Origin of the sequence: Micrococcus luteus, assembly GCF_022664405.1 — a bacterium.
Taxonomy (GTDB): domain Bacteria; phylum Actinomycetota; class Actinomycetes; order Actinomycetales; family Micrococcaceae; genus Micrococcus; species Micrococcus luteus.
This window is the reverse complement of record NZ_JAKRLB010000019.1, coordinates 1-13236: the sequence shown is the minus strand read 5'-3', so window position 1 is coordinate 13236 and position 13236 is coordinate 1. Positions and strand designations below refer to the sequence as shown.

Genomic DNA, 13236 nt, shown 5'->3' with positions numbered 1-13236 from the left:
GATCAGGGGCGGCTCCGTTCGGGGGATGAGCAGCAGTGGCGAGGCGATGTGCATGGGCTACACGGGGGCGGGAAGTGCGCCGGAGACGGCACCGCAGGAGTGCCGTTCATGTCGAGAGGCAGCGAAGGCTGCACATGACACGCGGGGGACTGCTGCACGAATGGGTGACAGGTTGGGTCAGGCTGCCTGAGTGGCAGGTGTGGTCATGATGGTCTCGTACTCGACGGGGGTCAATCGGCCGAGGGCTGCTTGTCTGCGGCGGCGGTGGTAGGTCCGTTCGGTCCAGGTCACGATGGCGATCCGGAGTTCTTGGCGGCTGGCCCAACCTGTCACCCATTCGTGCAGCAGTCCCGACTCCTTGTTGACACCGTAGAGGCCGCCCCCAGCCCTCCGAGTGTTTGGTGCACGTTGTGCGCGGCGCCAGAGGATTTGTCAGTTCCAGGCCAGCTGGATGGAGTCCCAGGTTCCTTCGGCGAGATCTCCATTTAGTACCGGGTCCAGGAGGCGCTGGGCCAGGGCAGCAGCTGTATCGATGGCCTGGTGATTGGCGCAAGCGGGGATAGTGCGGGCCATTTTGGTATAGCTGGGTCCCCAAGCGGTGGGAATGGTGAAGTGGGTAAAAAGCTCGAGGCGGCGGCGTCGACGTTCGATGTCGATGGCTGCAGCAAGGGATGCGGCGTCAAGGGAATAGGTGGTGGCGATGACGACGAGATCCACGAGGTCTTTCTCTCGAGAGGAGGGAGCGCCGTTGTAGGTGGCCATGGTGGCGCAGACCTTGTCGGCGATCTGGTCCACGATCGGGTAGAGCCGGTAGTCGGTGGTTACCAAGCGGGGTAGGTGGAGACGGTTGGCCGGGGCGGTGGTCTCGATGGGCGCGGTGACTCCGGCGCCGATGGCCAGGTCCACGTGGAATGAGGGGAGTTCTCTAGCGCCCAGGTAGGGGATGAACGTGACCCGGTAGCCGTCTGTGTAGGGCTGGGCCTGTCCTTCCACGGCGCTGACATGGCTGTCGTAGACGAAGCGGAAGTGATCCCCCAGGTCGACTGCAACCAGGCGCTTGAGGTCTTCGAGAGCCTGATCGAGGGTGAACCCGTTGTGATAGAGGTCCACGTCCAAGGTGGCCCGAGTCGAGGGGATGCGCGCGAGCATTCCTGTACCGCCCTTGAGGACCCACTCCGAATTTGCGCCGTCGGAGAAGACCCGGCACAGGAACCGATCGAAGCAGGCCTGCCGGATCATGTTGCTGACATTGCGTGAAGGGTCCCGTTTGCGGGCGTTGCGTGCGGCATCCTTGATGGCGGTATCGACTGCTGCGGAGGAGGGATAGGGCTGCTCAGATGTCATGGGCGCCTTTCACATTGGAGGAGCTGGTGGAGCTAGAGACGCAGGGCGGAGTCACGGTGGAGGGCGGACAAGCAGCACACAGCGCTGAAGGTGCTTCATCGGAACGTCTTCGTATTGCCGGTGAGTGGTTACTGAGTGCGGCATTTAGGGGAGCTCGTGGCGGTGGGGTCGTCCTCACGGGGAGGTGCCACTCGGAGGCACTGGTGGGGATGAGGCCTCCTCCTCTTCTGTCGGCGAGGGACCCCGTGTCAGTGCGGTGGGTTGAGGTGATTCTCCTGAGTGGGTCAGTGGACTGCGCAGTCGTGCAACTGTCTGTTGCCAGGCGGGGTTGGTGAGCGGCTCCAGCGCGATACGCATGGCGGTCGTGTCTACGGCATTGAGCTGGGGCAGTGAGGTGCTGGTGCGCAGGACCTCTTCCAGGGCCAGCAGATGAGGAGCCATTTGTTGCTGAAGAGCGCCCATAGTCTGATGCAGTTGCGGGAGGGAGGAGGCCAGTTGCTCCTGAAGTTGGCGCACCGTGTGGGCCAGCTCTGGGTTCAGCGTAGGTCCGCACCCCGGATGGTGGGCCAGCAGGTTGCGCAGGTAGCGAGCAGCTACCAGCGGGCCCATCTCCGTGGAAGCCATCCTGGCGGCCACACTCTCAAAATCCAGACCAGCAATGCCCAGTAGATGGTCGAGGAGGGCTTTCCCATCTCCGCGGGCGTGGCCCTGGCGTGCCGCGACCGGTCCTAGTAGATCAGCCAGCCGCTGAAGGTTCACCCGACCAGCACGAGTCGCATCCGCCAGCGCGTCAGCCACCAGGGACAGGTCGATGCGATCGGCCACCATGTCCGCCAGGGTGCGCTCTGCGGTGGTGACCGGCAATCCTGCCACCAGGGTCACCTCGTCATCGTGGAGATGGCGAATGCGGAAGTGGATGCCGGCTCGCTGCGATTGTCGACGGATAGGGGTGGTGAACTGGTAGGGCTCCGGAAGCAGATCCCCCATCTTATGAAGCCACGCTGCGCTCACTCCGGAGACCACCACACCGGCCGATCCCTCGCTCAGCCGATCCTCAGCAGTACGAGTCGGATCAGTGGCCAGCCATCCGGCGCGTAGATCCTCGAACTCATCGGCCGGAGCCCCGGCTTCTCTATAGACCCCTTGCGTCAGTCGAATCAGATGCCCAGCTTCGGCGGCCCTTGCCAGTGCCAGTCGGGAGACACCAAGAGAGGCCGCCTGAGCCGTAGTGACCATCCCCCACTGGGATGCGGTCACCTGCCCCAGCATCCGCAGAACCTCAACCATCCTCATACTTGGATTGTATCCCAATGTTGCAACAAACCAAGTACCGTGGTGAACAGACTCAGGGAATTCTCTGCATGCGCCCTCCCCAGCACTGGATCGGGACTAGGGCATGTCTGACAATTGCTTGGACCACGCGATTACCGCGTTCAGCACCACGGCGGCGCGGTAGACGATCGCGTACTTGTCGTACCGGGTCGCCAGGCCCCGCCATTGCTTCAGGTGCGCGTACTGGCGCTCGATCACGTTCCTGCCCTTGTAAGCGTTCGCGTCGAGGCCTACGGGTCGGCCGCCGGCTGAGCCGCGGCGTCTGCGGTGGCCCTGCTGGTCAGCCGGTTCGGGGATGACGGCTTTGATCCGGCGGGCGCGCAGGTGGGTGCGGATCGCCTGTGATGAGTACGCCTTGTCGCCCAGCACCGCCTCGGGGCGGGTCCGGGGCCGACCCTGCCGGCCGGGTCACGCGCAGCTGCCCCAGTAGGGGCAGCAGCATCGGGGAGTCCCCGGCTTGGCCAGGGGTGATCAGGCTGACCAGCGGCAGCCCGGTCCCGTCGACGAGCTGATGGATCTTCGTGCTCAGCCCGCCACGGGAGCGCCCGATGCCGTGATCGGCCGGTTCCTCATGCGGATTCTTGTAGTTCGATCCAGCCCCCTGTGAGGCGGGTGATGTTCGTCGCGTGCTGATGTGCGCGGGCGATCGTGGAGTCCACCGAGACCGACCAATCGATCAGGCCTTCGGCGTCAGCGGCGGCGGTCAGCGTGGCCAGCACCGTGTCCCATGTGCCTTCTTCGGCCAAGCGCCGATGCCAGGTCCACACGGTCTGCCAGGGCCCGTAGACCTCGGGCAGATCCCTCCAAGCGATTCCGCACCTGTATCGGTAGATGATCGCCTCCACCATGGTGCGGGCGTCGGCGAACGGCCTGCCGGCGCGGCCGGTCCGGGTCGGGAGCATCGGGGCGATCAACTCCCATTGGGTGTCAGAGAGCATCTGGAACCGGGACATGTCCCCAGGGTCTCAGCTGACTCGTGCATCTATTCTCAGACACGCCCTAGGCGAAGCCCTCCCCCGTCCGCATCTCCCATCCTGTCTGATCGCAGCCTGGCCTAATGGTCCAGCCGCGGCATCGGATCGCGCCCCGGAAGGGGAAGCCACCGCGCCACGTCCGGCTCGATGCGCTCGACCCACCCCGCAGGCACCCATGCCGAGAGCATCGGCCCACCGGGCACGTCCTGCCACGACACGAGCACATGCGAGGCCGACCAGCGGCACGCCATCGCGTCCACGTCCTCCCGATCCGGCAGCGCCACCCGCACCAGCGGCTCACGCCCGTACCGGGCCGAGGACACATCAGCCGGCGCACCAAAGGCCGGACCCTCATACACGCGGATGCTCATGCACCCGATCTCACCAAGGGAGCCGGACGCCCTAACGCGGGGGCGCTCCGCCCCCCGCACCCCCAGGCCAGCGCGGCGCTGGACCACCGACGCGGCCCCGTGCTCGCTCCGCTGCGCGCGGAGGCCGCTCAGGGGCCGCAGCGGGTCACCGCCGCCAGCGGGGACAACCCAGCGTCAGGCGGACACGCCCAAAGCCGCCAGCACGACGGGACCGGGGACCAAGGACCAGGGATCAGCAGGACGCAGGGACTCCCACACCGAAGGATCAGCGCGCCGGGCCGCGTCCAAGACTTCCCTTTCGAGTTCGTCCGGCACGCTCACGTCATCCCCACCGGAACGACGGGACAGGTGCAGGGCCAACGTCGCCGCCGCCACGGACTGCACCCGCTCCACTTCTGCGGCAGGGTCACCCAGCGGCGGCAGCTCGTGCAGCTGCGCCCACTCCACGGCCACGCGCTGCGCGTCCTCGTCTACCAGCTCCACCAGCTCGTCATCCCAAGTGCTCATGCTCTCCCCCTTGACCGTGGGCCGGCCCATGCCGGCCCGTGCGTCCATCATGGCCCGCCAAGTCCGCCACGGCCCGAGTCATCCACAGGGCACCCGTCCCAGCGTGGTCACCAAGGGGGCCTTGACGGGGGGTAGTTCCCAGCGGGGTCGGCTGATCGGGGCCAGCTTCTACCCGGTGCCCATCGCCTCTAAAGCGGCCTGAAATCCTCTCCCATCACTAGGGCAGCCCAGCGGCAGCGCCCGCACGGGGAGACGCCCGAACGGCCATCGACTAGGCATGTGCCGACGTAGGCACGCGCCTGCGACGACGCCCGGCGCCCGCGAGAATCCGCCGAGAAACTCCATGCCAGGAGTTGCGCCGGACATTCGGTGTCTAGTACACTGAAAGCGTCGGAAGGGGAGACCAAGCCCCACACCGACCCGGACGGAGACACCGCCCGGACCCCCTAGAACGGAGTCAGACCATGACCGAGAACATCCTCACCACCGCCCGCCGGATGACCGAGGCCGAGAAGGCCCGGCGGGAGCGAAGCCAGGACAACATCGCCGCCACTCTGGCCGTCCGCGCCGCCCGGGCCGAGCTGCGGATTGGCGCCAGCGAGACGGAGGCGGCGGCGTTCCAGGAGTTCGCGGCCCGCTTCCCGGACCTGCCCCGCGTGAACGTCGTCCTGCTGTGGGATCAGTGCCCGACGGCCACCAGGGTGAACACCCGCCAGTCGTGGCCGTTCGACCAGACGGGGCCGCGCCGCGTGCGCCGCAACGCGGCAAGCCTCTGGATTCTCTACACCACGGGAGGCGCACTCCGTGGGGTCCAGGTCTACGACAAGTCGGCCACGGACCCGGCGTGATCCGTTAGGAGCCCCGCCGGGGTCGGTGCAGGACACCGGCCCCGGCGGGCCTCCCGCCCAGCAGGCCGCATGTACGCGGCCCACGGCGGGGGAGGCCAAGCCCCCGCCCCGAGCACCACGACACCCCCAGGAGGGACCGACGATGACCACCAAGACCCGCATCCAGACCACCAAGCCCGCCGCCCTGTGGATCGCCCGCGATGGCCGGATCACGTGCGTGGAGCACGGCGGGATGGCCCTCAGAGCCGCCGTTGAGGCCCGCCCCGAGCGTCTGACCCACCTCACGGACCTGGACGACTGGCAGGCCGTCACCCCGGAGCACGTCGAGCAGTGGGCCGCGCAGATGGGCACCGCCGCCGCCGCCGAGGTCGCCCGGTGCGAGACGTGCCGGATGCAGGCCCCCGCGCGAGAGGATCAGCCCATGACCACCGAGCCCGCCCCCGTCATCGTCTACACCCGTCCGGCGTGCGTGCAGTGCACGAGCACGACGCGCGCGCTGGAGAGGCGTGGCATCCGCTACGCGGCCCGCCCGATGACCGAGGACGACGCGGCCCGCTTCAAGGCCCAGGGTCACATGCAGGCCCCCGTCGTCGTCACCGAGGCCGAGACGTGGGCCGGATACCGGCCGGACAAGATCATCGCGATCCCGACCACCCCCTGAGAGGAAGATGCCCCCGCCCCCTATCGACCAAGACAGGGGCGGGGGCGGGCCGCCACCCCGGAGGGGGGATGGGGCGGCGGCAGGGCCACTAGAACGGGATTGGCCACCCCCCACATTACAGAAGCAGGAAGGCAGTACGCATGGACGCGCGCAAGGCAGTGGAGAGGGCGGCGGCAGCCGTTGAAGCGGCCGAGGCCGAGGTGACCCGCACCCGCGAGGAACGAGACGCAGCACTGTGCGACGCCGCCGCGTCCGGTGCCCCGAAGGCGCGGATCGCCCGCGCGGCGGAGATGAGTCGGTCTCACGTCGTCGGCATCATCGAGAAGGGAGCGGGCCGCGCACGCGGCGGCGACGTCCTCGCGCGTGTCGCCAACAGCGCAGCCGCCGCGCGCGCGGCCCGCAGCGCACGTCGCGAGGCGGTCGCCGCCCGTGACGCGCTGCTCGTGCAGGTGTCAGACGCTAAGCAGCTCACCGCCGCGGAGGCCGCGCGCATCGCAGGTGTGCCGCCCTCGATCATCAGCGACGAGCGCGCCCGCCAGCGCGCGGCCACGGAGCCCAGCAGCTAAGGCCACAAACGTCGGCCGCGGCCTAGTTCTGGCACTTCAGTTGTGGCGAGTCATTTGGCGAGCGACACGCCGCACATCCGACGCCGCCTGTGACTTGCGGCGATAAGTGTCGTGGTTCCCGCGTCGATTATCGTCCGATGAGGAGTGCTTCTTGGGCGGCGTCGACGGCCTCGGGGATGAGGTGCGTCTGATTGTTGATGTCGAGTATGCGGTTGATCTGGGTGACGAGTCTGTCGGCGAGACGGAAGTTTCCGTTGGTGGCGCGGACGATTGCGGCGAGAGCTGCGGTGTGTGCGAGACCGGAGTCGTCTGGGTCGGGGTCCGGGAGACGCTGCGCGACGACGGCCGTGAGCTCGTCGCTTCGTAGCGCCCGGTATTCGTGGGCGAAGCCGATGCGGCTGTAGAGCTGGGGGTAGCGGGCGAGGCGTTTCTCGATGCCGGGCATGCCGATGAGGATGACGCCCATCCGGTGGCGGTCGTAGAAGTCGCGGACTTGTTCGAGGCCGGCGGTTTTGAGTCGGTCGGCTTCGTCGATGATGAGCAGTTCGGTGTTCCCACTGTGTTGGGACTCGGCGTGCACGAAAGGATCAACGTGCCCGTGCTGGGCATAGTCGATGGCCCAGGAGACGTGCTGGCATGCCCGGGGCAGGCCTTGATCGATCTGTTTGATGGTCGCGGCGACGGTGGGTGTGAAGAACGCCGTGCGGCTTCGTTGCACGGCTTCGGGCACGGGTGGCAGTGGGCCTTTGCTGCGGGAGAGTGGGTACCACTGCTCCCACTCGTCGGCGCCGGCGTAGTTGCGTGCGGAGCGTGTCTTGCCGACGCCGGGTGGTCCGTAGCAGAGGCCGATGTAGCGGTGTGATCGGACGGTGTCCGCGAACTCTGTGAACCGTCGGTGCTCACGGGTAGTCACGAATGCGTCCAAGGTGTCCGTGTGAGGCGGAGGCGCATCGGTGAATTCGTCGAAATGGCCGTTGAGGAATCGGCGTCCATCGTCGTCAGGCGTGAAGAGAAGAGACTTGGGCGTGCTGTCTGGATCAGTCACTGGCATAGGTCCTCAATCCGTGTCGCGCGGGAGGTGTCGCGAGCTGGTCAGGTGTGCTGGCGAGCATCGTTGGAATCTCGGTTTGGTGGCGCGTGTCTTCGGGGAGGGAACCCGCGTGAGTGGTGAGTTCGCGGAGTTGCTGTTTCAGAGCGCGACGTCGCGCGTTTCTCGCAGTTTGTAGGTCCGCGAAGGAGACAGTCTCGGATGAGCGTTCGGGGGCGATTGCGCGGCAGAGGAATGTGTTTTCGTGAAAGATTCGTATCTCCCCGAGGTCGCGGGGGTCGTACCGCACCGTGACGTCTTCCCCGACGTACGCAGCGAGGACCGGGGAGATGTATCGGGTCGATGCGAAACGGATCCCGTCGCGTTGCACACGGCGGGTCGTCGCTGCGGTGAGTAGAAGCAGATCGATGTCTTCCGGGCGGGCGGGTGTTCGAGGGATGAAGCTGTCGCTGCGCCATCGCTCGTGCGGGGCACCGCCCGTCGACGAGTGGATGCGTTCGTTGTATTCGTCGACGATGAATCGCTCGAGAACGTCATCGAGCTGGTGCAAGGTCAACGTGGGTTCGTTGATGGGTGATCCGCCGGTGCCGTGCGGGATGAAGCCGGGCAGGTGCGGCAGCAGCTCGGTCGTGATCGTTCGGTAGAACCGTTCGATCTTGCCGCGTCCCTGTGGGACGCCGATCCGTGAGTGGATCAGGCGCACGTGAACATCGAGGCAGACGTGTTCGATCCTGGTCGAGGTGAAGTCGGATCCGTGATCGCTGTAGAGGATGTCTGGGAGGCCCGACACTACCCACTTCGGGTTTCGTTTCCGAGCAATGGCCTGGTGGAACGCCAGTGCGGAGTGTTCGGCTGTGGGTGCTGAGACGCTGACCGCGTAGCCTGCGATGGCTCGTGAGTAGTCGTCGAGCACGATCGTGAGCCAGGGACGGACGGGCTGCTGCCGGTCATCGAGGATCATCACATCGAGCAGAGTGTGGTCCATCTGCCACTGTTCATTCGGCGCGGAGGTCGTGCGGCGGTAGACCAGCTCGAACTTGTCTCGGTAGGCCGCGTCCCCGCCGTCCGCGAGAGCAGTCAGGCCCGGGTCGAGCGCGTGCACGATTTCGCGGACCGTGGTGTATCCCGGGGTGGATAGTCCTCGGTCTCTGGCGATGTCACCGACGCGGCGGTGGATAAATGCGATCGTCGGCGCGGGACGCCGCACAGCAAGCGCCTCAATCGCCTTCACCAGCTCGGCGTTGACGCGCGTCGAACCCTTATCGCTGCGAGGTGCCCGCGAGAGCTGCCCCATTTCCATCCGGGCTGCCCAGCGTTGCAGGGTCCGTACTGCAACGCCGGAGTGTTCCGCAATGCGCGTCCACGGCACCCCGTCCTGGTGTTGGCGCACAAGCTCGGCTTTCTGCCGGTCGCTGAGGTGCGCCATGATTCCTCGTCAGGCCCGCTCGACGTGCTCGGCCAGGTGCCGGTAGATCGTGGGCCGGGATACCCCGAACGTGTCGGCAATCTCTTGGACGGTGTGGCCGCCCTCGTCGTACATCGCTCGGGCCTGCCGGATCTTCGTCGGCGTCATCTTGAACTTCGGGCCGCCCTTCCGGCCCCGTGCGCGGGCGGCCGCGAGGCCGTCGTGGGTGCGTTCGACGATGAGGTCGTGTTCGAACTCCGCGATCGCGGCGAGCATGTGGAAGAACAGGCGGCCTCCCGGCGTCGTCGTGTCGATGCCCTGCGAGAGCGCTTTCAAGCCAACCCCGCGCTGTTGCAGTTCGTCCGCGACCTGTTTGAGGTTTTTCACCGAACGGCCGAGCCGGTCAAGTTTCGTCACGACGAGCGAGTCCCCCTCGCGCAGATACCCGAGGGCTTCCGTGAGCGCCGGCCTCTTCGCCAGGGTGCCGGATGCGTGCTCGACGAAAATCTTGTCGCAGCCCGCAGCATTGAGCGCATCCGTTTGGCCGTCCAGGTTCTGGTCTCGGGTCGAGACGCGTGCGTAACCGATCGTGGCCATGCCTCAGTGTAACGCGAACGCCGCTTGTTTTACATAGATTGCTGACACGGGTCGTGAGACACGACTCGCCGACCTAATCGACGAGGCTGCCGACTGACTCATGAACGGTCGATCATGTTACTATACTAACCTGTTTGTATAGTAAAGCGGAAGCGAGGGGTCGGATAGATGAGAAGCGATACTGCGTCGAAGCGACGTTGGTGGTTGTTGTTGACGGTAGGTGCAGGTTTGCTCCTCATCACGCTGGACAACTCGATTTTGTACACCGCGCTCCCGACGCTGACCGAGGAGCTGGGGGCTTCGGGGTCGGCCTCATTGTGGATTATCAACGCCTACCCGGTGGTGATGGCGGGTCTGTTGCTGGGGGCGGGGACGCTGGGTGATCGAATCGGCCACCGCAGAATGTTCGTGGTGGGGCTGTTGATCTTCGGCCTGGCATCGTTGGCTGCAGCGTTCTCGGTGAGCCCGGGGATGCTGATCGCCTCGCGTGCGCTGCTGGCCGTGGGTGCTGCAGCGATGATGCCGGCGACGCTCGCATTGATCCGGTTGTCGTTCAATGACGTGAAAGAGCGGAACATTGCGATCGCGATCTGGGGAAGTCTCTCAGTTGTCGGAGCCTCGCTCGGTCCGATCCTAGGCGGGTTGCTGTTGGAGCGGTTCTGGTGGGGATCGGTGTTCCTGATCAACGTTCCGGTTGTGGTCTCCGCGCTCATCGGGACCGCGCTCGTCGCGCCGCGTAATGACGCTGATCCCTCCAAGAAGTGGGACCTGCTGTCCTCCATCCAGGCGATGGTGGGCCTTGTGGGCACGGTGCTCTTTATCAAGGAGCTCGCCCATGTCCCGCAGAACTGGCCACTGATTGCAGGTGCTGCAGTGGCTGCCGTGGTCGGGTTCGTGCTGTTCGTGCGCCGTCAGCGTCGGATGAGTGAACCGCTTTTGGAGTTCTCGATTTTCCGCAACAAGGCTTTCACTGGAGGCGTCCTGGCGGCTGCGTTCGCAATGTTCACGATCGCCGGCGCGCAGCTCATCACGACCCAGCGCTTCCAACTCGTGGAAGGGTTCAGCCCCTTGCAAGCGGGTCTTTTGGTTGCAGCAATCGCCCTCGGTGCTCTGCCCTCGGGGTTACTCGGGGCTGCGTTCCTAGACACGCTCGGCCTGCGACTCATCATCTCCGGCGGCCTCGGCGTTGGAGCCCTCGGACTGCTGCTGTCGATCACCGCGGTAGCAACAGACACCTTCGCCTTGCTCGTGGCCGGATTCGTCGTCACCGGGCTCGGCCTGGGTGGAGCGTTCTCGGTCGCTTCCTCCGCGATCATGGGCAATGCCCACCCGCGCAAAGCTGGCATGGCTGCCTCCGTCGAGGAGGTGTCTTACGAAATGGGGTCGCTCTCGGCCGTCGCCGTGCTGGGCAGCCTGCTGACGTTTGTGTACGCCTTCACCGTTCAACTCCCCAATGGTTCCCCGGATGCAGCCCGGGAGAGCCTGGCAGACGCACTCGCCGTCGCTGACGGAAACTCCGAGGTGATTGCTGCCGCGAACACTGCATTCGACACCGCCTACCTGGTAACGATGATCGTTCTGGGTGTCGTGTTAGCGGTTGGCGCGGGAGTTACCAATCGGCTTCTGCGTGCCTACGGACGCAATAGCCAGGCCATGGAGTTTGCGGAGAACCACTGAGAATCGTTCTCGCTAGAGAGGGGCAAGGTGCGAGAGAGCAAGCGGACCGTAATTTTGGACGCCGCGGTCAATGTCATCGAATCTGACGGGATTACCGCCGTCACGTTTGACTCCGTCGCGGCAGCAGCTGGCATCACCCGTGGAGGGATCATCTACCACTTCCCTTCCCGGGGGGAGTTGATCGCGGCCATTCACGAGCACATGGCATGCCGCTGGGAGAGCCAGCTCGAAGCTGCCTGCGGTAAGCCGGCCGACGAGACCACCGCGTTCGAACGACTCACCGCCTACATCCGCATGGCGGCGACACCAGCCACTCGAGCAGAAGTGCAGATGATTCTTGATAGTCATCACACTGAGAACCAGGACGCTTGGGATCGCGTTCTCCAACGCTGGGCGCCACGACCGCAACCGACAGATGATCCCGCATATGCCCTGGCGCTTTTGGCCGCCGATGGGCTCTGGGTCACCGACGTACTTGGAAGCACTAGCATCGCTCCTGAGCAACGCCGCGAAAGCGTCGAACGCATCATCGACCTCATACGAGATATCGAACGCATCGCGTCATAGACCACACCAGCCGGGCAGCCAACGAGACGGGAGGAACCGGCGCGCGTCTCCGGCGCGCTGTGCTTCCAGCCATTCTGTTGGCCGGTGACCGGTATAACGCGCGTCTCGGGACGAGGCACGGGGCCCCTCACCGGATGCAGAGCGACGCGAGAACCGCGACATTTAGCGCCGCAAGTCACACGCCGCCCCGTCGCATCCCGGACGCCCGCCACAAACGACCGGTTGTGCCGCATCTGCCTAGCTGCCCTGTATGTGCATCCCAATCCGTAGCGCCGTTACGGTTGCTTCCGGGCTTGTCGGGGTCGAGGACGGGGGCAGGTGGATCGACACCTGATCGTCGCGGTGGCGAGGGATCACGTGCAGGTGAACATGGGGCACGTCCTGTTCGGCTTCAACGCCGTCTGATAGGTGCAGGTTCACCGCGGGAGCCAGGGTCCTACGGATGACGCCAGTTACTCGCGTGGTGAGGGTGAACATCTCGGCGCCTTCCTCGGGTCGGAGGTCGGAGAGTGTGGGGACATGGCGCCGAGGGGTGATGAGGCAGTGACCGTCTGCGACCGGATAGAGGTCAAGGAAGACGAGCGAAAGCGCACCTTCGGTGACCACATGGGCGTGAGCCGCCCCCTTCATTCGGTCCGGACGTTCTGTGAGTCGTCGGTTTCCATTTGATGGGTGCACTGCCGAGCGTACTCGGCTGGGGTTAGGTAGCCGAGCGAGGAGTGCCGGCGGTGGTGGTTGTACTCGTCCTTCCAGTCGCCGATGATGACCTGTGCGTGCAGCAGCGAGTAGAAGCTGTTGATGTTGAGGCACTCGTCGCGGATCCGGCTGTTGAACGACTCGACGTACCCGTTGCGCCACGGCGAGCCCGGAGGGATGTAGGACAGGCCGGTGCGGGTGCCGGCCCAGTCGGCCATCGCCTCGCTATGAACTCCGGCCCGTTGTCCGACCTGAGCACCGCCGGGGCGACCCGGGCGGCGACGAGGTCCTCGAGGTGGGCGGTGAGTCGCTCGGCGGTAATCGAGCGCTCCACGAGGCCGCCGATGCACTCCCGGGTGTGTTCGTCGACGATCGAGCAGATCTTGATCGGTCGTCCGTGCTCGTCGGCGTCGAACTGGAAGTCCACCGCCCACACCACGTTCGGCGCGTCCACCGCCCACACCACGTTCGGCGCGTCCGCCGTCGGCGCGTCGACGGTCGAGGACCCGACGCGCGTGCGTCGACGCCGCTGCGGGACCCGGAGCCCTTCGTCACGCCACAGGCGTTGGATCTTCTTGTGGTTCACCACCCACCCCTCGGCGCGGGCGTCGTGATACGCCCGCCGATACCCGTAGCGGGGATG

At 65.7% G+C, this 13236-nt stretch carries 13 protein-coding genes and 3 pseudogenes; 5 read left to right on the top strand and 11 right to left on the bottom strand.

Features of this window, described 5'->3' with window-relative positions; all coding sequences use genetic code 11:
- Positions 1 to 177: 177 nt before the first annotated feature.
- The 6 genes and pseudogenes from MF605_RS09160 to MF605_RS09135 all read right to left on the bottom strand — a co-directional run.
- A pseudogene (locus MF605_RS09160) lies at positions 178 to 324 on the bottom strand (IS3 family transposase); the annotation flags it as partial.
- 108 nt (positions 325 to 432) lie between these two features.
- Positions 433 to 1344 (bottom strand): nucleotidyl transferase AbiEii/AbiGii toxin family protein, encoded by a 912-nt coding sequence (locus tag MF605_RS09155; protein WP_134416892.1) that lies wholly within the window; start codon positions 1342 to 1344, stop codon positions 433 to 435.
- A gap of 174 nt (positions 1345 to 1518) precedes the next feature.
- Positions 1519 to 2631 (bottom strand): type IV toxin-antitoxin system AbiEi family antitoxin domain-containing protein, encoded by a 1113-nt coding sequence (locus MF605_RS09150; protein ID WP_166795271.1) that lies wholly within the window; start codon positions 2629 to 2631, stop codon positions 1519 to 1521.
- Positions 2632 to 2733: 102 nt separating this feature from the next.
- A pseudogene (locus tag MF605_RS09145) lies at positions 2734 to 3629 on the bottom strand (IS5 family transposase).
- A gap of 101 nt (positions 3630 to 3730) precedes the next feature.
- Positions 3731 to 4021, bottom strand: coding sequence for a hypothetical protein (locus MF605_RS09140; protein ID WP_134416890.1), 291 nt, complete (start codon positions 4019 to 4021; stop codon positions 3731 to 3733).
- A 174-nt stretch (positions 4022 to 4195) separates the two neighbouring features.
- On the bottom strand, positions 4196 to 4528 hold the full coding sequence (locus MF605_RS09135; protein ID WP_134416889.1) for a hypothetical protein: 333 nt from the start codon (positions 4526 to 4528) through the stop codon (positions 4196 to 4198).
- Between the two features lie 464 nt (positions 4529 to 4992).
- Here MF605_RS09135 and MF605_RS09130 point away from each other — a divergent pair, with 464 nt between their 5' ends.
- The 3 genes from MF605_RS09130 (at position 4993) to MF605_RS09120 (ending at position 6603) form a co-directional block, all read left to right on the top strand.
- Positions 4993 to 5376 (top strand): hypothetical protein, encoded by a 384-nt coding sequence (locus MF605_RS09130; RefSeq protein WP_134416888.1) that lies wholly within the window; start codon positions 4993 to 4995, stop codon positions 5374 to 5376.
- Between the two features lie 421 nt (positions 5377 to 5797).
- A complete protein-coding gene (locus tag MF605_RS09125; protein ID WP_134416914.1) occupies positions 5798 to 6037 on the top strand; it encodes a glutaredoxin domain-containing protein in 240 nt (79 codons plus the stop codon).
- A gap of 140 nt (positions 6038 to 6177) precedes the next feature.
- Positions 6178 to 6603, top strand: a complete 426-nt coding sequence (locus tag MF605_RS09120; RefSeq protein WP_134416887.1) for a hypothetical protein — start codon at positions 6178 to 6180, stop codon at positions 6601 to 6603.
- Between the two features lie 127 nt (positions 6604 to 6730).
- Here the strand turns inward: MF605_RS09120 and MF605_RS09115 are convergent, their stop codons facing one another.
- Genes MF605_RS09115 through MF605_RS09105 form a run of 3 tightly spaced genes read right to left on the bottom strand, consistent with a single transcriptional unit; the run spans position 6731 to position 9653 of the window.
- The gene (locus tag MF605_RS09115; RefSeq protein ID WP_081091228.1) at positions 6731 to 7654 is read right to left on the bottom strand and encodes an AAA family ATPase; all 924 of its coding nucleotides are present in this window, start codon (positions 7652 to 7654) and stop codon (positions 6731 to 6733) included.
- On the bottom strand, positions 7641 to 9077 hold the full coding sequence (locus MF605_RS09110; RefSeq protein WP_065573828.1) for a TnsB C-terminal domain-containing protein: 1437 nt from the start codon (positions 9075 to 9077) through the stop codon (positions 7641 to 7643). The genes MF605_RS09115 and MF605_RS09110 overlap by 14 nt, the downstream gene beginning before the upstream one ends.
- Before the next feature lie 9 nt (positions 9078 to 9086).
- The gene (locus MF605_RS09105; RefSeq protein ID WP_060774481.1) at positions 9087 to 9653 is read right to left on the bottom strand and encodes a recombinase family protein; all 567 of its coding nucleotides are present in this window, start codon (positions 9651 to 9653) and stop codon (positions 9087 to 9089) included.
- Positions 9654 to 9881: 228 nt separating this feature from the next.
- Here MF605_RS09105 and MF605_RS09100 point away from each other — a divergent pair, with 228 nt between their 5' ends.
- Entirely contained in the window at positions 9882 to 11330 is a 1449-nt protein-coding gene (locus MF605_RS09100; RefSeq protein WP_020624527.1) for an MFS transporter, read from the top strand.
- A 27-nt stretch (positions 11331 to 11357) separates the two neighbouring features.
- Positions 11358 to 11897 carry a TetR/AcrR family transcriptional regulator gene (locus tag MF605_RS09095; RefSeq protein WP_060774480.1) on the top strand — a complete coding sequence of 180 codons (540 nt, stop codon included), beginning with the start codon at positions 11358 to 11360 and terminating at the stop codon, positions 11895 to 11897.
- A 237-nt stretch (positions 11898 to 12134) separates the two neighbouring features.
- Here MF605_RS09095 and MF605_RS12130 read toward each other — a convergent pair whose 3' ends face one another.
- Complete coding sequence (locus MF605_RS12130; RefSeq protein ID WP_134416886.1) at positions 12135 to 12527, bottom strand: HIT family protein; 393 nt, start codon at positions 12525 to 12527, stop codon at positions 12135 to 12137.
- Positions 12524 to 13236, bottom strand: a pseudogene (locus tag MF605_RS09090) (IS3 family transposase); the annotation flags it as partial. The gene MF605_RS12130 and the pseudogene MF605_RS09090, both read right to left, overlap by 4 nt.